At 58.7% G+C, this 20,797-nt stretch carries 23 protein-coding genes and 1 pseudogene; 10 read left to right on the top strand and 14 right to left on the bottom strand.

What is annotated here, in order from left to right; translation table 11 throughout:
• Positions 1-62: 62 nt before the first annotated feature.
• Positions 63-1,451, bottom strand: coding sequence for an MFS transporter (locus CWM57_RS06280; RefSeq protein WP_100631280.1), 1,389 nt, complete (start codon positions 1,449-1,451; stop codon positions 63-65).
• A 129-nt stretch (positions 1,452-1,580) separates the two neighbouring features.
• On the opposite strand from CWM57_RS06280, the gene CWM57_RS06285 reads away from it, so the two are divergent.
• Complete coding sequence (locus CWM57_RS06285; RefSeq protein ID WP_100675796.1) at positions 1,581-2,510, top strand: LysR family transcriptional regulator; 930 nt, start codon at positions 1,581-1,583, stop codon at positions 2,508-2,510.
• Between the two features lie 362 nt (positions 2,511-2,872).
• Here CWM57_RS06285 and CWM57_RS06290 read toward each other — a convergent pair.
• The 3 genes and pseudogenes from CWM57_RS06290 to CWM57_RS06300 all read right to left on the bottom strand — a co-directional run bounded on the left by CWM57_RS06290 (position 2,873) and on the right by CWM57_RS06300 (position 4,652).
• Positions 2,873-3,675: pseudogene (locus CWM57_RS06290) on the bottom strand (carboxymuconolactone decarboxylase family protein).
• Between the two features lie 102 nt (positions 3,676-3,777).
• Entirely contained in the window at positions 3,778-4,341 is a 564-nt protein-coding gene (locus CWM57_RS06295) for an NAD(P)H-dependent oxidoreductase (RefSeq protein WP_074387621.1), read from the bottom strand.
• A 2-nt stretch (positions 4,342-4,343) separates the two neighbouring features.
• On the bottom strand, positions 4,344-4,652 hold the full coding sequence (locus CWM57_RS06300) for a superoxide dismutase (RefSeq protein ID WP_074387622.1): 309 nt from the start codon (positions 4,650-4,652) through the stop codon (positions 4,344-4,346).
• 138 nt (positions 4,653-4,790) lie between these two features.
• On the opposite strand from CWM57_RS06300, the gene CWM57_RS06305 reads away from it, so the two are divergent.
• Positions 4,791-5,690, top strand: coding sequence for a LysR substrate-binding domain-containing protein (locus CWM57_RS06305; protein WP_074387623.1), 900 nt, complete (start codon positions 4,791-4,793; stop codon positions 5,688-5,690).
• Positions 5,691-5,861: 171 nt separating this feature from the next.
• Positions 5,862-6,137 carry a hypothetical protein gene (locus CWM57_RS06310; protein ID WP_074387624.1) on the top strand — a complete coding sequence of 92 codons (276 nt, stop codon included), beginning with the start codon at positions 5,862-5,864 and terminating at the stop codon, positions 6,135-6,137.
• A gap of 6 nt (positions 6,138-6,143) precedes the next feature.
• Here the strand turns inward: CWM57_RS06310 and CWM57_RS06315 are convergent, their stop codons facing one another.
• Both CWM57_RS06315 and CWM57_RS06320 read right to left on the bottom strand, forming a co-directional pair.
• Positions 6,144-6,716 carry a DUF1349 domain-containing protein gene (locus tag CWM57_RS06315; protein ID WP_061153369.1) on the bottom strand — a complete coding sequence of 191 codons (573 nt, stop codon included), beginning with the start codon at positions 6,714-6,716 and terminating at the stop codon, positions 6,144-6,146.
• Between the two features lie 26 nt (positions 6,717-6,742).
• Positions 6,743-7,036 carry a YciI family protein gene (locus CWM57_RS06320; protein WP_061153370.1) on the bottom strand — a complete coding sequence of 98 codons (294 nt, stop codon included), beginning with the start codon at positions 7,034-7,036 and terminating at the stop codon, positions 6,743-6,745.
• 219 nt (positions 7,037-7,255) lie between these two features.
• Here CWM57_RS06320 and CWM57_RS06325 point away from each other — a divergent pair, with 219 nt between their 5' ends.
• The 5 genes from CWM57_RS06325 (at position 7,256) to CWM57_RS06345 (ending at position 11,897) form a co-directional block, all read left to right on the top strand.
• Positions 7,256-7,585, top strand: coding sequence for a metalloregulator ArsR/SmtB family transcription factor (locus tag CWM57_RS06325; protein WP_074387625.1), 330 nt, complete (start codon positions 7,256-7,258; stop codon positions 7,583-7,585).
• 52 nt (positions 7,586-7,637) lie between these two features.
• Complete coding sequence (locus CWM57_RS06330) at positions 7,638-8,930, top strand: arsenic transporter (protein ID WP_074387626.1); 1,293 nt, start codon at positions 7,638-7,640, stop codon at positions 8,928-8,930.
• Positions 8,931-8,939: 9 nt separating this feature from the next.
• Positions 8,940-9,362, top strand: coding sequence for a glutaredoxin-dependent arsenate reductase (gene arsC, locus CWM57_RS06335; protein WP_074387627.1), 423 nt, complete (start codon positions 8,940-8,942; stop codon positions 9,360-9,362).
• Between the two features lie 497 nt (positions 9,363-9,859).
• Positions 9,860-11,413: a peptide MFS transporter gene (locus CWM57_RS06340; RefSeq protein WP_074387628.1), complete on the top strand. Its 1,554-nt coding sequence runs from the start codon at positions 9,860-9,862 to the stop codon at positions 11,411-11,413.
• Positions 11,414-11,597: 184 nt separating this feature from the next.
• Positions 11,598-11,897 (top strand): DUF1889 family protein, encoded by a 300-nt coding sequence (locus CWM57_RS06345; protein WP_061153372.1) that lies wholly within the window; start codon positions 11,598-11,600, stop codon positions 11,895-11,897.
• Between the two features lie 62 nt (positions 11,898-11,959).
• Here CWM57_RS06345 and CWM57_RS06350 read toward each other — a convergent pair whose 3' ends face one another.
• From CWM57_RS06350 to CWM57_RS06365, 4 genes are read right to left on the bottom strand one after another with little or no spacing between them, the layout of a single operon-like run.
• On the bottom strand, positions 11,960-13,408 hold the full coding sequence (locus tag CWM57_RS06350) for an MdtP family multidrug efflux transporter outer membrane subunit (protein ID WP_100675797.1): 1,449 nt from the start codon (positions 13,406-13,408) through the stop codon (positions 11,960-11,962).
• Positions 13,405-15,342, bottom strand: coding sequence for a multidrug efflux transporter permease subunit MdtO (gene mdtO / locus CWM57_RS06355; RefSeq protein WP_100675798.1), 1,938 nt, complete (start codon positions 15,340-15,342; stop codon positions 13,405-13,407). The genes CWM57_RS06350 and mdtO overlap by 4 nt, the downstream gene beginning before the upstream one ends.
• A 12-nt stretch (positions 15,343-15,354) precedes the next feature.
• Entirely contained in the window at positions 15,355-16,380 is a 1,026-nt protein-coding gene (gene mdtN, locus CWM57_RS06360) for a multidrug transporter subunit MdtN (RefSeq protein WP_074387631.1), read from the bottom strand.
• A gap of 6 nt (positions 16,381-16,386) precedes the next feature.
• Positions 16,387-16,659: a YtcA family lipoprotein gene (locus CWM57_RS06365; protein ID WP_100730060.1), complete on the bottom strand. Its 273-nt coding sequence runs from the start codon at positions 16,657-16,659 to the stop codon at positions 16,387-16,389.
• 206 nt (positions 16,660-16,865) lie between these two features.
• On the opposite strand from CWM57_RS06365, the gene yjdI reads away from it, so the two are divergent.
• On the top strand, positions 16,866-17,096 hold the full coding sequence (yjdI, locus tag CWM57_RS06370) for a 4Fe-4S mono-cluster protein YjdI (protein WP_074387633.1): 231 nt from the start codon (positions 16,866-16,868) through the stop codon (positions 17,094-17,096).
• Positions 17,097-17,107: 11 nt separating this feature from the next.
• Positions 17,108-17,380: a GNAT family N-acetyltransferase gene (locus tag CWM57_RS06375; RefSeq protein ID WP_002916201.1), complete on the top strand. Its 273-nt coding sequence runs from the start codon at positions 17,108-17,110 to the stop codon at positions 17,378-17,380.
• A gap of 42 nt (positions 17,381-17,422) precedes the next feature.
• On the opposite strand, the gene CWM57_RS06380 is transcribed toward CWM57_RS06375, so the two are convergent.
• Genes CWM57_RS06380 through CWM57_RS06395 form a run of 4 tightly spaced genes read right to left on the bottom strand, consistent with a single transcriptional unit; the run spans position 17,423 to position 20,795 of the window.
• Complete coding sequence (locus CWM57_RS06380; RefSeq protein ID WP_077268444.1) at positions 17,423-18,835, bottom strand: cyclic diguanylate phosphodiesterase; 1,413 nt, start codon at positions 18,833-18,835, stop codon at positions 17,423-17,425.
• Positions 18,832-19,737: a fimbrial protein gene (locus CWM57_RS06385; protein WP_012540615.1), complete on the bottom strand. Its 906-nt coding sequence runs from the start codon at positions 19,735-19,737 to the stop codon at positions 18,832-18,834. Before CWM57_RS06385 ends, CWM57_RS06380 begins: the two co-directional genes overlap by 4 nt.
• Before the next feature lie 17 nt (positions 19,738-19,754).
• Entirely contained in the window at positions 19,755-20,240 is a 486-nt protein-coding gene (locus CWM57_RS06390) for a fimbrial protein (protein ID WP_074194464.1), read from the bottom strand.
• A 27-nt stretch (positions 20,241-20,267) separates the two neighbouring features.
• A complete protein-coding gene (locus CWM57_RS06395; RefSeq protein WP_012540617.1) occupies positions 20,268-20,795 on the bottom strand; it encodes a fimbrial protein in 528 nt (175 codons plus the stop codon).
• Positions 20,796-20,797 lie beyond the last annotated feature (2 nt).

Here is a 20,797-nt window from a genome sequence, read left to right on the forward strand (position 1 = left end):
GGTTGCGGGATCAGCGTCTTGCGCTGTTGGCGCTGGAGTAGCGTTTAGTGATATTTTCGCATTTATCCTGTTTCCGCAGGATGAGTGATTTTACGCAACCGGCTCGCGCTGACGACGACCGATACCGCAGAGGCCGCGGCGGCGATCCACAGCGCAACATGAATTAACCTTTCATCTGCTGCCAGCAGAACGCCTACGGCGGCGGCTCCCAGGCACTGTCCGAAAGTGCGCATAATGGATAAAACACCGGACGCATAACTCGCGTGCTCACGAATAACGTTTGAGAGCATTTCCCGGTTATTGGGACTCTGAAAGCAGCCAAACCCTATTCCGCACACCAGACTTCGCAGGCAGATATCCCACATTGAAGGGCCGGCGGGTAACGTCGCCAGCAGGATCAAACCGACGACAAAAATCACCAGCCCCAGGGTGGATATCGCCGGGGCTGATATCGTGTCCGCCCAACGGCCTGCATGCGGCGCAATCAGCACGATCCCTAACGGCCACGGCGTAAACAGCAGGGCAGACATCACCGGACTGTAGCCGTATTCGCTCTGAAACAGGAAGGGCAGCGCAATAAAGGTGATCCCCTGGCTGACAAAAGCAATCATCGACGTGAAGGCCGCGAGGGTAAAACGTTCATTTTTAAACATGGTCGGCGGCAGTATGGGATGACCCGTGCGGCGGATTTGCCAGATAAAAGCCATGCCGCTCAGCGCAGCGAGAACCATCCAGCAAAGGCTGCCGAATTGATAAGTAGCGTCCTGGAGGCTGTTCGCCGCCATGATCGTCGAACCCAACAGCAGTGCCGACAATATGGCGCCCAGGGTGTCGAAGGGCGCCTGCATACGGATCGCATCCCGCGGCAGCGCTCTGACCGCCAGCAGTAAGGCGAGGGTGCCGGGAAGAACGTTTATCGCAAACAGCCATTGCCAGCTCAGGGTGTGAAGGATCGTACCGCCCAATACCGGGCCGATAGCGGAGCTGGAGGCAATGAGCAGGGCATGGAACCCCAGAATGCGGCCAAGTAATCGTCCGGGAAATACGGACCTGAGTATTGCGGGGGCAATACTCAGCGTCGCCGCGCCGCCGATCCCCTGAAGCACGCGCATACCGATAAGCACTTCGGGCTTATTCGCCAGCGCGCAACCCAGTGATGTCAGGGTAAAGGTCGTCAGACCCGCCAGAAATACGGGGCGATAACCCAGGCGGGCCGCAAGCGCCGCGAATATCGCCAGCGTCATCGCAGCCGCCAGCAGATACCCGTTGGCGAACCAGACGGCAATACTGGCAGGTACCTGCATCTCCTGAGCCATTGAGGGTAGGGCAATGTTGATCATGGTGCCATCAAACACGCCCATTAAGGTGGTGGTCATTATTGCGGCCATCACCCGTGCGCGCGCCGGGCCAGGCAGTCCTTCGTCGCCGGGTTGACTGGAAAAGAGCGTCATCATTTGTCCTCTGAGAAGAGTGTATGGATGACAAAACTATAAAGATGGCTTTTACTGGGCGGAAGGCGCACTACTTTCACTTTATTGTTGCATCAAACGCCTTATCTTAATGTGCTGGGAGGAAGGGTAATGTCTGATCCCGATTTTAATTTGCTGGTAGCACTCGACATATTGCTGAGTGAGGCGAGTGTCGCAGGTGCGGCACGTCGTCTGAACCTCAGCACCTCGGCCATGAGCCGGACATTAAGCAGGTTACGCGATGTCACAGGAGACCCGATCCTGGTGCGCGCCGGGCGTAACATGGTACTGACCCCGTGGGCCGAAGCGACCCGGGATCGCGCCAGGCGTGCAGTGCACGAGGCCAGGGCGGTATTGCAGCCCTCAACGGAAACGTTCAGCGCGAGAAGTCTGGCGCGTCTTTTTACCATCAGGGCAAACGATGGTTTTGTGGTGGCGTTTGGGCCTGCGCTCATAGCCGCGGTTGCCGACGCCGCGCCGGACGTCTGTATACGCTTCGCGCCTAAGCCGGAAAAAACGTCGCGCTATCTTCGGGAAGGGCTGGTTGATCTGGAGATTGGCGTTCAGAGTAATATGGGGCCAGAAATACGGCTACAACGACTGTTTGAGGATCGGTTTGTTGGCGTCGTGCGTAAAGGGCACCCGCTGGCTAAGCAGGCAGAAATAGGCGTGGGTGATTATGTCGCCTGGGGCCATGTGGTAGCGTCACCCGAGGGCGCGTTGCACGGATCCGTTGACGATGCGCTGGCCGAACTGGGGACAAAACGTAAAATTGCGAGCGTCGTACCGGGATTTCCGACGGCACTGTCCGTGGCGCTGGAATCGGATCTTATCGCCATGATACCCGCACTCTATTTACTCAATCAGCAGGTAACGGACCAGGTACATGTTTTCGAGCTGCCGTTCAAAAGCCGTCGTATTACGGTATCGCAGATGTGGCACCCAAGAATGGAACGCGACCCCGGTCACCGCTGGCTGAGAGAGCAAATTCTTGCGATATGCGGTGTGGGGAGGTCAGTCATGACTAAGGTGCCTGTATAGCGATTGCTATAACATCAATTTATATTAAATTAATAACACAATTCATTGATAGTTAAGATAAAATACATTAAGCGAAGTCGCGGTGTAGTAGCTGAATTGAGATGTTCTTCTCTGACCAAATAGACATGTCCGCGCTACCGTCTCACCACAGCGATCGCTGCTTTCAAAGGATGAGACTCATGACGGCATACGGAACGGAAATTTTCTCAATGAGTGATGTGAACAGACTCACGATCGAAGTCTCCACGCGTCGATAGACCGTTTATGTCCTTTCCGCGAGATTTAATCGAAAGCCCTCGTGCTACCTTTAAATTAACAATTAACGATAAATAAAGGACAGCTTTCCTGTCCTTTATTCTTTTTTATTCAGCTTTGCTCTCGCGCGCTCGCAATACCTCGCCGACCACCGGGGCGGCGGTAAACGCATTTGGCCATCCCGCGTAGAACGCCGCCTGGGTGACCACTTCTCCGGCCTCTTCAGCCGAAAGCCCATTATCCATGGCTCTGTTTAGGTGGTAGCCAATCTGCGCGCTCTGTCCGGCGGCGATTAACGCGCTGACCGTCACCAGACTTCTGTCGCGGGGCGTAAGCGCGGGCCGTTGCCAGAGGTCGAGAAACAGCGGGTCGGCGGTAAATTTAACCAGGCCAGGCGAAATGGGGCCGACATTTTTCTCCACGGTCTCTGCACGCTGTTTCTCTACCTGTTCATTGAGTGGCAGCAGTGTCGGCGAGGCGGCGGGCAGGGCCTCTGTCGTGATGTCGCGGGCTGCAAAGATCGCTTTGGTCACGCTGACGGCTGACATCGCATTGGGCCAACCTGAGTAGAACGCCAGATGGGTAATGATCTCTGATACTTCCGCTGGCGTTACGCCGCTATCGAGAGCGACTTCAATATAGTGCTTAAGCTCGCCTGGCTGGTTGCGGGCAATCAGCATGGCCACAGTCACGATGCTGCGGTCGCGGGCAGACAGGGCGTCACGTTGCCAGAGGTCGTTGGTCATCGCTTCACGGCCAAAGCGTACCAGCGCCGGGGAGACCGCGTGAATGTCAGCGTCCGAAAGAGTGGAAGGGGGTATTTTCATCATCATTTGATCTCTTTTTCGTTGGCATCAGCAAAATCAGACAGCACAAGCGACATGGCCGCCGAGGCAATCGCCCTTTTCATGTTTTATTCTCCCTGCTCAAAGAACGAAAAACGACTGCACCCATGCCTTTGCTTTGCAGAAGATTTAGCGCCATCAACGGCATCTTCATTTGCTGCTTTAGTTTATTCGGCCAGGGATTTAAGCTGCGCGATCAGTCTGGCCGCGTGTTCCTGGGCACGCGCCTTTTGCTGGGCGATTTTGTCGGCATCCCGGTCGGCGTAGCTGATGCCGCAGGTATAAACCGGTGCCAGCAGCTCAAGATTGCACAGCCTGGCCGTGGTCTCGAAAGGAAGGAGGTACTCTTCAATGGCGTGGCCAAAGAAACCGTCAGTGGTGTAGAGCGCCTGCGGTGCCCCGGTAGTGAAAGAGAGAAGGAGCTTTTTACCGCCCAGTTTCGCCGTTGAGCCGTGAGCAAAGCCGTGAACAAAGACCTCGTCCAGCCACTGTTTCATTAACCCGGGCAGCCCATACCAGGAAAAAGGAAACTGCCAGACAATCACATCGGCCCTGAGCAGGCTTTCCTGCTCTGCGGTGATGTTGATGTTGCCGTGCGGATAGAGCCAGTCCAGACGGCGGATTTCCGCGTCGGGCAGGGCGGTTGCCACTTCGTCGAGGATGGTGGCGTTAGCGATGGAAAGATTGAGATCCGGATGCCCGGAAACGATAAGGATATGAGGCGTTCCCATCGTTACTCCTGATGTTTAAATTCGGCTGAGAAGAGATTTTCCCAGCTCATAAACGAGCCGAGTGGAATACACTCGAAGGTTAATAAACCCGCTTTTGCCAGCGGAAATTCGGCCATGACGTTATTCGCCTCTTCCACGGTGTCGCATTCGAGGAAAATAGCGACGCCGGGTCTGTCCTGACGGAAATAAATGTCACGGATAAAGCCAGACTTATACAGTCCCCAGGCATGCAGGGCTTCCGCGGTAAGATGCGGCGCATAGTGTTCCAGCGTCGCGCCGGGCGCGGGAATATCCAGACATAAAATTCGCATGATGGTCTCCAGAATTCAGTTATCAGCGGGAAGAGACAAAAGTATACGAGCCACAGCTGGCGAAGATTAGGCGGTCATTGACTTAAGAATATTTAGCCTGTACTTAATAATCAGGCGAGGTTGGCTTAAGGAGATGCTATGAATAACGCCCTTTATAATCAGATACGCATCTTTCAGAGCATTGCGCGCGAAGGCACTATCTCGGCCGCCGCGAGGAAATTAGAAATCACGCCGCCGTCAGTCAGCAATGCGCTCAAGCTGTTGGAGGAGCACATTGGCCACCCCCTTTTTGTGCGCACCACCCGGCGAATTGAGCTGACGGAAACCGGCCAGCAGCTGCTGGAGCAAACCGCTGCGGCGGTGGAGGTCCTGGAAACATCGCTGGAGAGCCTCCGCGACCAGAATCAGGAACCCTCCGGGGCGGTGAGAATTACCCTCTCGCGCTTTGCCTACCTGCTCATTCTGAAACCGGCGATGGCGGCATTCTGTCAGCAATATCCGGGGATCCAGCTGGAAATATCGGTCTATGACGGTACCGTTAATATCATTGAAGAACGTTTCGACCTTGGGATCCGCTTTGGCGATATTCTTGAAGGCGGAGTGGTTGCCCGCCCATTAATGAAACCGTTTCGAGAAGGGTTGTATGCCTCCTCAGCCTATCTTGCCGAATATGGCGTGCCCGAGGTGCCCGCCGACCTCAACCCTCACCGGCTGATTGGCTATCGCTTTATTACCAACAACCGCATCCTGCCGCTGATCCTCAATGACCACGGCGAGCAACTGACCGTCGAGATGCCCGGACAGTTAATCAGCAATGACATTGACGTCATGGCAGATGGTATCCGCCATGGACTGGGGATTGGCCGCTTATTTGAACCCATCTGGCGGCTTCAGCCCGATCGAGAACAGTTTATACCGGTGATGGAAGACTACTGGAAAACCTACCCGCCAGTTTATCTCTATTACCCGAAAAACGCGGGCAGAACGAAAAGAGTGAAAGCCCTGATTGATTTTCTGATAGCGCATACCGCGGAATAGAGGCTATTTTGCGTGCGAAATGTCTGAAGGCGCCGGACCTGTCTTTCCCTCAGTCTTAACCCTATACTCCCTGCGGATAAATCAGTTTTTATCGCGGTGCATTTTGCCGTTCAACGGCTCATCCCATCGTCAACGCGATGGACGGGGAATATCAATAAGGGAGAGGCAGCAATGGGCAGACGCTTAATGGTCTGTATGTTCGCGCTGGTGGCGTTTTCGGCCAGTGCAGCGCAGGGCGTTCACGGTGGCCATAACGGCCAGTCGGTGATCGCTGGCGCCGACGGCGGCAACGGTTCAGACGGTGGCAATAGCGATAACTCATCGGGTCGGGCAGGGTGCCCGGGTGGCACCGATCCTGATAAGCACGGCCATTTTTACCTGCCTGGCACCAGCGAACCCTGCAATCCTGGCACCCAGGATGCAGAGAAAGTCAGGTCCTCCCGCTAGCGCCGCTCAGCTCAGATCGTGCAGCGCTTTGTCTGATGGCGGGGAAAGCTGAATATCCTGAAACTCAACCGCCAGTCCGCCACGCTCCGGTGAGCAGCACATGACGCCCGCTTTCACCGGGCCTGGCGGAAAGTAGCCCAGACGCAGCAGCGGCCAGCGCTCGCCGTCAGTCGAATATTGCAGCCTTAACGCATCGCCTTTGCGGGTCAGCCGCAGCCAGAAGGTGCGTGGGTCGCCGGGAAAAAGCCCGGTGGCCCAGTCGGAGTGATTCAGCGTCAGTACGCTGCCGATGGCCGGGGCATCGTCATTGAATTCAATTCCCGCCTTCAGCCAGGTCTGCTCGTCCGCCATCATCATCAGCCCGGCCTGGTCGTAAAGCGTGGTGAAATCCGCACATATTTTTGCCTGCAGGGTAAAATCGCCTTCCACCTCAGCAGCGTAAAGATGGCCAGAGAAGCGCTCGAAGCCATACCAGGTATGGCGCCAGAAGTCGGTATGCTTATCGGTGACCACCGTCAGACCGCCGGAAGTGCAGCGCCATTCGGCAGGTTCATTGATCCAGTGAAATGACGGCTGCATTTATCCTCCGGAACCGTTCAGACGACCTATAACAGTGACTGCAGCGCGGGTGACGCCATGCTGGCCTCAAAGGGAATAATCTCTGTACGGGCGAGACCCAGCTGCTGGAAGGGATCCTGACTCAGACGCGATTCCAGAATTTCCCGGCTGTCACATTTCGCCAGAATCACCCCGCCGGTGCGGGGAAGGCGGCGGCCAGAGGCGAGAAAGAGGCCGTCAGCATAGCCTTTTTTGAGCCATTCGACGTGCGCGGGAATGGCGTCATCCACCTCTTCGAGCGGTTTTATATACGTTAAAACAACCACATAAATCGTGCTCATCCTGAAAACCCTGTCAATCCGATGGGATCTCCAGCCTGACACATTTCGATGAGGGATAAAAGAAAGCGCGGCATTTTTCCGTGCTATTGCGCAAGGGATGGCGTGTAGCCACTTAATAGAGGCTTATCGCAGGCGTGAAATAACACATATGTTTTTACGAATGTATATTGATCTTTATTGGTGGTTCCGTATGCTGTCCGTCACGCTTGAGGAGAAATCATGTCTTTATTGCCCCTGCAACTGTTCAAAAACCTCGCCGATGAAACCCGGCTGGGGATCGTATTGCTGCTCAAGGCGCGTGGAGAGCTGTGTGTTTGCGATCTCTGTACGGCGCTCGCCCAGTCCCAGCCCAAGATCTCTCGCCATCTGGCGATGCTGCGGGAGAGCGGATTGCTGCTGGATCGTAAACAGGGTAAATGGGTCTATTACCGCCTCTCTCCGCAGATGCCAGCCTGGGCGGCGCAGGTGATAGAGCAGGCCTGGCTCAGTCAGCAGGACGATGTGCGGCTGATGGTCAGCAGACTGGCTGGCGGGGCGGGTTGTCAGTAAAAATTTTACCTAAATATATCTGTTTTTTCGAATGTGATTGGCGGGGGGAAGAATGTTGCTGGCAGGTGCGATTTTTGCCCTGACCCTGGTGCTGGTGATCTGGCAGCCGCGGGGTTTAGGGATCGGCTGGAGCGCGGCCTTTGGTGCGGCGCTGGCGCTGGCCACCGGTGGAGTACAACTAGCCGATATCCCGGTGGTGTGGCATATCGTCTGGAATGCGACCGCCACCTTTATCGCCGTTATCATTATCAGCCTGCTGCTTGATGAGTCTGGCTTTTTTGAATGGGCCGCGCTGCACGTTTCCCGCTGGGGAAGAGGGCGGGGTCGCCTGCTGTTTACCTGGATTATCCTGCTCGGCGCCGCGGTGGCGGCGCTGTTTGCCAACGACGGCGCGGCGCTGATCCTCACCCCTATCGTGATTGCCATGCTGCGAGCGCTGGGATTCAGCAAGGGAACGATGCTGGCCTTTGTCATGGCCGCCGGATTTATTGCCGATACCGCCAGCCTGCCGCTGGTGGTGTCGAATCTGGTGAATATCGTTTCGGCAGATTTCTTCGCCATCGGCTTCAGGGAGTACGCTTCGGTGATGGTGCCGGTCGATCTCGCGGCGATCCTCACCACCCTGGCGATGCTGCACCTGTTCTTTCGCAAGGATGTCCCGCCAGCCTGGGATATGGCGTTACTGAAAGCGCCGGTCACGGCGATAAAAGATCCGGCGACCTTCCGCACCGGCTGGGGCGTGCTGCTGCTGTTGCTGGTCGGTTTTTTCGTTCTTGACCCGCTGGGGATCCCGGTCAGCGCCATCGCGGCGCCGGGAGCGGGGATCCTGTTTGCTATCGCGAAGCGCGGACGGGTGATTAACACCAGCAAGGTGCTACGCGGCGCCCCCTGGCAGATCGTGATCTTCTCGCTGGGAATGTATCTGGTGGTGTATGGCCTGCGAAACGCCGGGTTAACGGATTATCTGACCACGGTGCTGAACATGCTGGCGGAGCGCGGGCTCTGGGCCGCGACGCTGGGCACCGGTATCCTGTCGGCCTTCCTCTCTTCAATAATGAATAATATGCCCAGCGTGCTGGTCGGCGCCCTGTCGATTGATGGCAGCGCGGCCACAGGGACGATCAAAGAGGCCATGATTTATGCCAACGTCATCGGCTGCGATCTGGGGCCCAAGATCACGCCGATTGGTAGCCTGGCCACGCTGCTCTGGCTGCATGTGCTGGCGCAAAAGCACATCACCATCGGTTGGGGGTATTATTTTCGCTGCGGCATCACCATGACCCTGCCGGTGCTGCTTGTGACGCTGGCTGCGCTGGCGCTGCGTCTCTCCTTCAACCTGCCATGAGAACGTGCTATGAGCATCACCATTTACCATAACCCGGAGTGCGGGACCTCGCGTAATACGCTGGCGCTGATCCGCAACAGCGGCGCCGAGCCCACCATTATCTATTATCTGGAGACGCCGCCGTCGCGTGATGTGCTGCGCCAGCTGATTGCCGCGATGGGCATTCCGGTACGTGCGCTGCTACGGCAAAACGTTGAACCCTACGACGCGCTGGGGCTGGCGGACGATCGGTTTACTGACGATCAGTTAATCGACTTTATGCTTCTGCATCCGATCCTGATTAACCGTCCGATCGTGGTGACGCCGCGGGGCACTCGACTCTGCCGCCCGTCAGAGGTGGTGCTGGAGATCCTGGCCGCGCCGCAAAAAGGCGCGTTCGTTAAGGAAGACGGTGAGCAAGTCATTGATGCCACGGGGCAGCGTGTGAAATAGCGCCGGCTTTAGCCGCTGGCCTCCATCATCCTCTGCATGTCGTTTTTGTCCCGGCCTGGCGGAATGTTCCCCGGGCAAAGCCCGGACCTCTCCCGAGGGAGAGGTCCGCATTGCTAAGCAATATTGGCGCTTAACGCCATTTCTTCATCATTACGCTCATTTCCCTTACTCTTCCTGCCGTTATCTTCCCCGTCTTAACCGGCTGTCTGTGTCCTTTGATAATCAGTTAACATATTGTTTTTAATTAATAATTTTCGTTTTTGGCCTGAAAATATAAAGTCAACGTCGTTTGCGTTTTTGCGAGCGTTAAATCTGTAAAACTAGATGTTTGTCGAGTTTTCATCTAAAAAGAGAGGGTGTGGGGCTGGACAAAACCATTGCGTGGTTATCAAATGGTTAAAAATTCTTGTAGTTGATGTTAAGGCAAACAAATTATAAATCGTCAGCCCGCTTTGTACGGTTAACTTGCGCTGCGGTGCACCTTACCTGGAGAATTTATGCATTCCTCTGTTAATAAAAACGAAAGCCGAACCTTTTTCGGTCATCCTTACCCCCTCGGCTCCCTGTTTTTCACGGAAATGTGGGAGCGTTTCTCGTTTTACGGCATCCGTCCCTTACTGATCCTGTTTATGGCGGCGACGGTTTACGACGGCGGGATGGGACTGGCGCGGGAGAACGCCTCGGCGATCGTCGGAATTTTTGCCGGCAGTATGTATCTGGCTGCGCTACCGGGCGGCTGGCTGGCGGATAACTGGCTTGGTCAGCAGCGGGCCGTCTGGTACGGCTCTATCCTGATTGCGCTGGGGCACCTGTCGATCGCCCTGTCGGCATGGCTGGGCAACGACCTGTTCTTTATCGGCCTAATGTTTATCGTCCTCGGTTCCGGGTTGTTTAAAACCTGTATCTCGGTGATGGTCGGCACCCTGTATAAAAAAGGCGACGCGCGTCGCGACGGCGGTTTTTCTCTGTTCTACATGGGGATCAACATTGGCTCGTTTATTGCGCCGCTGATCTCCGGCTGGCTGATCAAATCGCATGGCTGGCACTGGGGCTTCGGCATCGGGGGGATCGGGATGCTGGTGGCGCTGGTCATTTTCCGCCTGTTTGCCGTGCCGTCGATGAAGCGCTATGACGCGGAGGTCGGCCTCGATTCCACCTGGAACAGCCCGGTGGCGAAAAAGAATGGCGTTGGTGCGTGGCTGCTGGCGCTGACTCTGGGAGTGGCGGTGCTGGTCACGCTCATTAGCCTGGGCACGATCGTGATTAACCCGGTGGCGGTGGCCAGCGTGCTGGTCTATGTGATTGCCGCCTCCGTAGCGCTCTATTTCATCTGGCTGTTCGTCTTCGCCGGGCTGAATCGTAAAGAGCGGGCGCGCCTGCTGGTGTGCTTTATTTTGCTGGTCTCGGCGGCCTTTTTCTGGTCGGCGTTTGAACAGAAACCGACCTCCTTTAACCTGTTTGCCAACGACTACACCAACCGGATGATCGGTGATTTTGAGATCCCTGCGGTCTGGTTCCAGTCGATTAACGCCTTATTTATCATTCTGCTCGCGCCGGTATTCAGCTGGGCGTGGCCTGCGCTGGCGCGCAAAAACGTGCGTCCGGGCAGTATGACCAAATTCGTCATTGGTATCCTGTGCGCGGCGGCGGGCTTTGGCCTGATGATGCTGGCGGCGCAGAACGTCCTGAGTAACGGCGGGGCCGGTGTGTCGCCGCTGTGGCTGGTGGGCAGCATCCTGATGCTGACGCTCGGTGAGCTGTGCCTGAGTCCGATTGGTTTGGCGACCATGACCCTGCTGGCGCCGGAGAGAATGCGCGGCCAGATGATGGGGCTGTGGTTCTGCGCCAGCGCGCTGGGTAACCTGGCGGCGGGCCTGATTGGCGGTCATGTGAAGGCCGATCAGCTGTCGCTGCTGCCGGATCTCTTCGCCCGCTGCTCCATCGCATTGCTGATCTGCGCCGCCGTGCTGGCTGTGCTGATTGTCCCGGTCCGCCGGATGCTGGAGAACAGTCGGTCCAGCGCCGGGCAAAAATCCGTCAGCAACGCCTGACGCGCTCCTCAGGCCGGCCCTACGGGGCCGGCTTATTTTTTGCACGAAACCCGCCTCAGCAGTACAAAATCCGTTTTTCAGAATGCGCGATGTCCCATAACGTGAGCGTGTTCTTTGAAATTACGTCGCTTTCCGGTCCATAGTGTAGTCAGGTTTACTATGTGGTTAATATAAGGACACACCTATGCCAGCAGTCATTGATAAAGCATTGGATTTTATTGGTGGTATGAATACGTCTGAGCCAGTACCACAGTCTATGGATGAAAGTACCGCGAAGGGAATTCTCAAATATTTGAAAGAACTGGGCGTGCCCGCCACCCCGGCCGACGTCGCTGAACGCGGTCAGCAGCAGGGCTGGAGCGCCGGGTTTACCGACAAAGTGGCGGAATGGGCTGAACGGGTCGCCGCCGGCGAGCGAATGGTCATCAAGCATCCGGAATTCTTTTCCACCTATATGCAGGAGGAGCTGCGCGCCCTGGTGTAATCGCCGCGCATCCACCCCGCCTCTTCAGCTTAATGCCTTCCCCTATTGGGAAGGCATTTTTGTTACTGCCCGCGATAGCCGCCGCCCAGGGCTTTGATCAAGGTAATGTCGGTGCTCAGTCGCTGCGCTTCAATATCCAGTAGCAATAGCTGCTGGGCGAGGACCGCCCGGCGGGCTTCTTCGGCGGCGTAGCGGCTGAGCAGGCCGCGCTGATAATGGGCGCGAGCGCTGTCGGTGGTGGTCTGCGCCGCGGTGACTTTTAGCTGCTGCAGCGCACGCTGTTGGTTCAGATCGTTAAGCTGGCTGGAGCTGATGGCGACATCGCGAACTGCGTCCAGCACCGCCTGGTTGTACTGTTTGATCAGGATGTTGCTGGCGGTGCGCACCGACTGCAGATTAGCGTTCAGACGACCGCCGTCGAAGATCGGCAGATACAGCCCGGGCAGCAGGTTGAGCTGCTGGAAAGAGGACTTAAACAGATCCCCGACGCTCAGGGCGTTATATCCCCAGAACGCTTTGATATCAAAATGAGGATAGAAGGCCGCTTTCGCCGCATCGACCTGGCTCAGGGAGGCGGTGACGTAGCCGCGCAGCGCCTGCAGGTCCGGGCGGCGGGCCAGCAGCTCGAATGAGAGCGATGGCGGCAGCGTCTCCTGGAGCGCCGGCAGCGCCACCGGATGGATGGCCGGCATGCTCTGCGCATCAGCGCCGATCAGCGCTCGCAGGGTTTCACGATACTGGGTCAGCATCCCCTCGGCGCTAATGATCTGCTGGCGAGCGGCGAGCTGCTCGGCCCGGGCATTGGCCACATCCACACTGTCTTCCACGCCGCGTTGGGTCCGGTGCTCGTGGGCCGCTACCGAGAATTGGGCAATACCCTCCAGCTCCTGCAGCAGCGCGATTTTCTGGAACGTCGCCTGCATGGCGAAATAGAGTTGCGCCACGCTGCTGGCGATGTCGAGCTCAATGCCGGCGGTTTCCGCCAGCCGGGCATTTTTCTCGCCAATGGCGGCGGCGACCCGGGCGCGATCGGCTCCCCAGAGATCGATATTCAGCTGCGCCCCGACGCCAACGGTATTCAGCGTATACCAGGGACCGTTCTTATCCACCGGCAGGGAGTACGAGTAGGGCCAGCTAAAGGATTTGTCGGTGATCCGCAGGCGGTTTTGCGCCGCGACGGCGGTGGCCTGCAGGCCCATTGCCGACTGGGCGAGTTCCACCGTGGACTGCGACTGGGAGATGCGCAACCGGGCGGCCTGCATGGTCGGCGAGTTCTGCAGCGCCCGGTTGATCAGCAGGTTGAGCTGAGGATCATCATAGGCCTCCCACCAGCGGGCTGCCGGCCAGTCGCTGTTCGCCAGGTGGATCACCTGGGCCAGCTGGGCCTGCTGCGGATTGACGATGGCGACCTGGGAAGGCTCATCCTGGATCAGCGCGCAGCCGCTGAGCAGCGTCAGCGTCAGGGTAAAGAGAGTGACCCGCAGTCGCGCGGGGAAAGGAAGCATCATCATGACGTTTTAGCCTGTTGCTCAGTCGCTATCGGTGTCGGGCCCCAGTCGGGCAGGGTGGCCAGCGCGGCAGCCAGCGCCGGGCCAAAGGGGTTGCGGAGATCGGCGGCCAGCGTCCCGTCAGGCGCTGCCGCCTCCTGTTCGATACGTTCGGCGTAGCGTCGCAGCTGTTCGGCGCTGCGGGTCAGCGTCGGGTCTCCCGGCGCGGCGTTGAGCCGGTAGCCTTCGCTGAGGCGGGCGATCTCCTCGGCCTGGGCGAGGGTGGCGCGCATCGGCCAGCCTTTCGCCTGGGGCCAGGGATGGGCCCAGGTGCCCAGCGGTTCAGCGCGAACCCGATGGAGCAGCGCTTCGCTGTCGGTGAAGGCGACAAACAGGGGAGCCAGCGGCACCGCCTCCTTCGGGGCGGCGAGACAGTCCGCCAGCCGGCGATAAAGTGCCGCAAGGCGGGATTTCAGCTGTGGTGCTTCGCTGTCCGGCCAGAGATACAAATGAACAATGGAGGAGACCAGCACCCCGAGCAGGATGCCGAGCACCCGATCCCGCAGCTCTGTGAGGTTGGTCAGCGGGCCAAACCAGCTGAGGAAGGCCAGCGCAAAGGTGAAACCAATCTGGATCCCGGCGTAGGCGATACGCTCCGAGCCGGCGGCAATCCACGCCGCCAGCGCCAGCACCGGCAGGGACATCGCCAGCAGTCCCGACAGCGAATCGGTCCAGGGCTGGACAAAAACGATTAACAGCAGCGCCAGCAGGGTGGCGAGCAGCGCCCCGCCGATGCGCAACCATGTCTTTTGCATCGTGGCGCCCAGCCCGGGCTGGGCGACGATGACGCAACTCAGCATGATGGTGTGCAGCCCCTGCCAGTCGGCAGCGGTATAGAAGACATAGCAGATTAGCGTCGCCAGCAGGGTCTTGAGCGCAAAATGGAGATAAGCCGGGTTGCGCCAGGCGTCCGGCGCCAGCAGGGGCGCCTTCTCCACCTCACCCTGCGGCAGGGCGACGGGCTCACCCTGCGCCAGCTGCTGCAGGAGGGTAGCCATCTCCTGCAGAACCGCGCGATTAATGCCGCGGCCGCTGAGCGTCAGGGGAGGAATGGCGCCGTCAAACTGTTCCTCGCTGAGGGCACTCTTCAGCTTCAGTACCGCCTGCGACAGCTGCTGGCGATCTTCGCTATCTGCCTCGTCCGCTTGCAGCAGCGCCGCCAGCTGATAGCAGCGCAGGGTGGCGGCCAGCCGCGAGCGCCAGGCCTGCGGTTCGGCGGCTATCTCCGGCGTGGCCCGGCTGGCCTGGGCGAACAGCGACTGCAGCTGGTTGAACTGCGCGGCGGTCTCGCCGAAGGTCGGTGGCGCTTCATCGCCAGGAGCCGTCAGCCGCCGGGCGACCTCGTGCAGCATCCCTGCCAGGCGCGCCTTAAACTGGTTGCCGGGAAAGGCCTGCTGAAAACAGGCGTTGACCAGCAAAGTGACGAGGATCGCGGTGTTAATCGCCACCCACAGCCAGAGCAGCAGCCGCACCAGGATCTCGCTCTGACTGGTCATTGACGGGAAGGTCTGAGCGTAAATCACCGCCAGCGCCACCACGAAAAAAGCCAGTCCCAGCTTACCCAGCACCCGCATCAGGTAGATGGCGCAGAAAAAGAGCGCCACGGAGGCCGCCAGGCGGATCAGCGGGTAGTCATAGGTCCACTTGATGATCAGCAGCACGCCGCCGAGCGCCACGGTGACGGTGACAACAAAGACCACGCTGACCAGCTTGATCATCAGCACGTTAGGCTGACTGACGTAGAACACGACGATCAGCGCAACGGCCAGGAAGGGGATCTGCAGGGTCATAAACAGGGTGATGAGCACCGCGCAGCTCAGCGTCAGGCGCAGCGTGTAGCTGGCGCGTCCCGGCGCGTCGCGCAGTTCCTGGCGTAAAAAATGGGCGAGAGGAAACATAGCGTCCCCCGGCTATGGCTGCAGCACGGCGCTGGCCGAGGCGCCCATACGGAACAGCGCCGGATCGGGATCGCTGACGGCGATTTTCACCGGGAAGCGCTGCGAGACGTGAACCCAGTTAATGCTTTTCTGGATCAGCGGCAGCCCTTCGATGACGCTCCCACCTTCGGGCTGGACCCCGGAGCCGACCGAATCCACCACGCCGTTAAAGGTCCGGTTGTGGTTGGTCATCACGGTGACCCGCGCCGCCACGCCGGGGCGCACGTTGTTCAGGTCGGTTTCGCGGAAGTTAGCGATCACATACCAGCGATCGTCATCCAGCAGGGTAAAGACTGGCTTCAGCGCCGAGGCGTACTGGCCGACGGTGGTTTTCAGCGCCACCACCACGCCGTTGAACGGCGCGCGCACTTCGGTAAATTCCAGATGCAGTTCAGCGAGGGCGATTTGCGCCAGGATCCCGGCGCGTTGCGCTACCATGGCATCCACGCCGGTCACGGCAGCCGAGGCCTGTCTGGCCTGCAGCAGCGTGGCCTCCAGCTCCGCCCGTGCCGCTTTCTCAGCGGTGCGCGCCTGATCGAGATCTTCCTGGGAGGCAAACCCCTGCGGCACCAGCGGCTCAAGGCGGGTGCGCGTGGAGGTGGTCTGCTTGACCAGCGCTCTGGCGCGCTCGACGGCGGCCGCCACCGACTGGGCGTTATACTCCTGCGCTTTGATGGTGCGCTGGGTCAGCATGATCTGCGCGTCGAGGGTCGTCAGCCGCGCTTTCGCGTCATCGAGCATCGCCTGATAGGGGCGGGGGTCGATGCGGAACAGCAGATCGCCTTTTTTCACCCGCTGGTTATCGCGAATGGGCATCTCCACGATGCGTCCGCTGACCTCGGGCACCACATCAATGGTATCGGCATAAACATAGGCGTCATTGGTCTCCGGCGAGGTTTGCAACTGCCAGATAACCAGGATCAGCGCCAGGATAGCGGCAAGGACCAGCGCCAGCAGAGGCCACTTTTTGCGTAACAGGGGAGTGCGGGAAGTTGTCATAAGCGATCAGTGAACAAAAAACAGAAACCACAGCAGCGTGGCGAACAGGAACATCAGCGCGACATAGCTGAAGACCAGGGGAGAAAAGCGTGGCTGCCAGCCTTTACGGGTAATCAGGATATGGCAGGGGATCAGTAAAAACACCCCGCCCAATAAGCAGAAAAACCAGCCGGGGAACGCGGCGCCCAATACCGGGATCGCGGGCGAAAGTGAGCAGCCGGAAAGCGGTAAGACGAGCAGTAACCGCGCCGGGCGGGCGATGGTGGCAATATGATTCAATAGAGCATCCATGAGTGATCATACCAGTGTGTGATGAGTGTAATCGCCTCGTTGCGGGAATGAAAGTCAATGGATCGCCGACTGCGGGATCCTTACCCGATGGGAAAGCATGATGTGAGGCGCTAATTCCCACGCTTACGCGTAGTCAGCCTCGACGTGTAGGACTATGCTTAGCCTGAAACATAAAAAAAGAACGAGGCAATGTCATGGATAAGGAATTACTGGAAGCGGGCTACCGGGTCTACACCGGAGAGAAAATCGACGTCTACTTTAATACGGCGATCTGTCAGCATTCGGGGAACTGCGTGCGCGGCAGCGCGAAGCTTTTTAACCTGAAGCGTAAACCGTGGATTATCCCGGATGAAGTGGATGTGGCGACGGTGGTAAAAGTGATCGATACCTGCCCGAGCGGCGCCCTGCACTATCGTCATAAATAAGCGAGGAGAAGATGGAAATACTGGAAGGGCACAACAAGTTTTATGTTAACGACGCGCAGGGAAACCAGGTGGCGGAAATTGTTTTTGTTCCCACCGGCGAACACCTCAGTATTATCGAACATACCGATGTTGATCCCAGCCTGAAAGGCCAGGGCGTGGGGAAACAGCTGGTGGCGAAGGTGGTGGAAAAAATGCGCCAGGAGCAGCGGAAGATCATCCCTCTCTGCCCGTTTGCCAAACATGAATTCGATAACACCCGCGAATACGACGATATTCGCGCCTGACGTACCGGCACCGGTGCCAGCCGGTGCGCTTTTCTCGCGCCATCAACGATCCGCCGGATCGCGCTGATGGGAAAAGCGGCGGATCAGATCCGGGAGATGCTCGCGCCGCATCGGCGGTGAAAACAGATAGCCCTGGAAACGGTCAATACCCAACGATTTTAACTGCGTAAACTTCGCCAGCGAATCCACCCCTTCCGCCACACAGCGGCTGTCGCTTAACTGGCAGTAGTAGGCCAGGCTTTTTATCAGCGCAAGCGCTTTTGGATCGTGCTGGGCGTCGTTGACGATGCTCATATCCAGTTTATAAGCATTGAAGTGCAGTCGACGCGCCGGAAAGATGACGCTCCCCTGAGAAAAGCAGTCGTCCAGCATCACCCGCACGCCAGCTCGTTGCAGTTCCTCCACCTGGGCGGTGGAGCGGCTCTGACGGCGAAAATCGATGGTTTCAGCATATTCCAGCACCAGCCTTTCCACGCCCTCTGGCTGCCGGAGCTGCTGGCGAGCGGCTTCCACCATCCGCAGCAGGCTATCACTGGCGGCGAGCGAGGAAGGAATATTGACCGAAAAATAGAAAGTACCCGGATGCTCATTAATATTCTGCACGGCCTCCTGCAGGACAAAAGCCGTGAGCAGCAGCCAGGCGTAGTCGGCGCGAAACTGCGGCAAAAAAGCCTGCGGATGGAGAACCTGGCCGCGGTGGCGCCAGCGGATCAGGATCTCCACCCCCTGTAGCTGTGAGCGACTATCGACGATAGGTTGAAAAACCGGGAAGACCTGACGATCGTGGATCGCTTGTACCCATTCCTGTTCAAACGCCGACAGTGAGCTGGCGGATGAGCGCGGTAGCAGCGTGCGCGGAAAGCGGGGGGCCAGATGCGGGTGATATTCCACCAGCTTTTTCACCCCGGCCAGCCGCTGGGTGTAGAGCGTTTTCTGGCTCAATCGGAGACGCTGGGCCTGCTCGCCTATCGTCTGCCCTTGCAGCAGGGCGAGGATCACTTTGAACTCGGCATGGCTCAACCCGGCGGCTCGTTTGTCGTGGAGCAGGGCGGCTTCACTGGCAAGCCGCTCAAGTCGCGGTGCGTTCTCCAGCCGATCGGCCAGCTCCGTGCAGGACAGATCGGCGGGGGCGGTATGGACGTTGCGCAGACGATCCGGATGACTCACCTGATAAAGCAGCGTTTGCCACAGCCAGATGGCCGGGCTGCGGCTCAGAATCAACATCGGTAACGGCTGCGAGGTCTGGTCGAGCAGCCTGGCCGCCTGGCGCAGCGTGGTGAGCATCCACAGGGGATCGTCAGGGAGAAACACCACGATCCGCTTCACGGCGGTCAGCTCCCGGAGGGACACGCCCTCGACTGGCAGCTCAACGGGCCGCTTCGCGGCGTTCAGCATCAGCTGGCTCAACCCGCGGGCGGCCAGCGAGCAGGGTGAGAGGATATAGTCGGTCATCATTGATAGACAAAGGTGATGCCGATGATCGACTGCACGTTGCCGGCGGTGACCTGGCCTGTGGTCCGGGCATAGGTTGCCGTCAGACCGAGATTAACTGGCGAGGTACTGACGGTGCCCAGCGAGACCGTGCTGTTCGCCGGCACGGCGCTGCCGTTGCGGGTCAGCTGAACGCCTATCCCCTGCGCCGGCGAGGCGGAGGCGGTATTGGTGAAGATCGCGTTGGCGCTATCCGCGGTGGTGCCGGAGAGGTAATACCCCAGCTGCTGGCTTTGCGCGCAGTGCACGGTGAGCGGCACGGCCATCGATCCCGGGTAGTCGGGGAGGGTGACGGTGACATCGCGGGCGGAGACATCGCAGCCGCCGGTGGGGACCACCACGTCGTTGTTGGCGTAAATGTTCCAGATGAACTGGAAGGAGTCGCTATTGTAGTTGTTGGTCTGATGCAGGATCAGCACCGCGATTAACGATCCTGCGGTGATCGCCACCCCACCGGCGGTGCTGACCGGCGTCAGATACAGGACGGTGGGCCAGGGCTTATCGGTCCGTGAATCGTAAACCACCCGCGCCGTTTCCGTGGTGGTCGGGAAGGGGTAAGAGGTGCCGTTATATTTCACGGTGCCGGAGAAACTCGACAGCACGCCGCCGTAGGCGGATCCGCGCTGCAGGGTGACGTAGTCAGTGATCGTTTCCGGATAGTCGTTATGGCAAAAAATCTGCGTGGAGAGGTCGACCACCAGGTTTTGCCCGACATTAACCGCCGGTGTCAGATTAACGTAGACGTTGGCTGACCCGCCGCCGATGGGGATCGTTGCCCCGGTGGCTGTTTTGCAGGCAAAGGACCAGGCGTTCATCGACCAGCCCAGCAGCAGCAGGGTGGTGAACAGGGGGATAATTTTTTTCATCATGATGCTCTCCTGGCTCAGGCGTAGGTATAGGTGACGTTAATCACCGCCTGAATGGTGCCTTGCGTGGCGCCGCCGTTGACGGACAGGGCTCTAACCTGCAGCGGGAAGCGAGCGGACTGGCTGGCCTCATCCACCTGTACCGACTGGCTGCTGCCATTGTTCAGCGTGGTGCCATCCTCGCTCTGCAGTTCGAGCTGAATATTGCCCGCCGTTCCCTGGTTTTTGTAATAGCCGGTACTGTCCGCCGTCCCGCTGAAGGTGGCCTTCACCCGTGAAGTACCCACGGGGCAGTTACTGAGATCCAGCGCCACGCTGTGCCAGGCCGATGCCGAGCCCGCGCCGATCAGGCTAAAGGTATAGAGATCGCCCAGCTCGACGGTGGCATTGACGGTGGAGACCGTGCAGGGTCTGGCCACCACCTTCCCGTTGACGGTGAGGGTGACGTCGGCCGCCCGCAGGGAAGCGCTCGCGGTTAACAGGCCGGCCAGCAGCCAGCCCACGTGGGTCCATTTCATTTCAGCCTCCGCTTACTGAAATTCCAGCGTGAATGTCGCTGTCGCATTGACATGCCCGGCGGTGACGGGCACCTGAGTGGCCATCAGACGGGCGTAAAAGTTGAGAATGTTGGTCTGGCCCGGCGTCAGCGTGGTCCAGGACATGGCTGACGACGGCGCATTGACCGGCAGCCGGGACTGCTGCTGATCGAGAATTTCCACCCCCATTCCCGCCGCCGCCGAGGCGCCGGCATCGAGTTTTAACAGGCTGGTGTTGACGCTGTCCGCCACGCCGGTGAAACCGACCTTCACCGCGGTGACGGAAGTGCCGCAGGGCGACAGCACGATGCGGAACGGCACCGGCGGCGTCGTCGCCCCGACGGCATAAAACTGCTTCGCGGCGTTGTCCTGAAAATCGACGGTGAAGTCCTTCGACTCGCCGGCCACTGCGCAGGCGTTGTCGCGCACATAGCCGCTGATGGTGATCGTGCTATCGGCAGCGAAGGCAAACGGCGTCACCAGGGTGAGCAGGGCGCCCAGCAGATACTGCAGTGTTTTCATCA

Source organism: Klebsiella sp. G-Nf4, from assembly GCF_002810615.1.
GTDB lineage: Bacteria > Pseudomonadota > Gammaproteobacteria > Enterobacterales > Enterobacteriaceae > Klebsiella > Klebsiella variicola.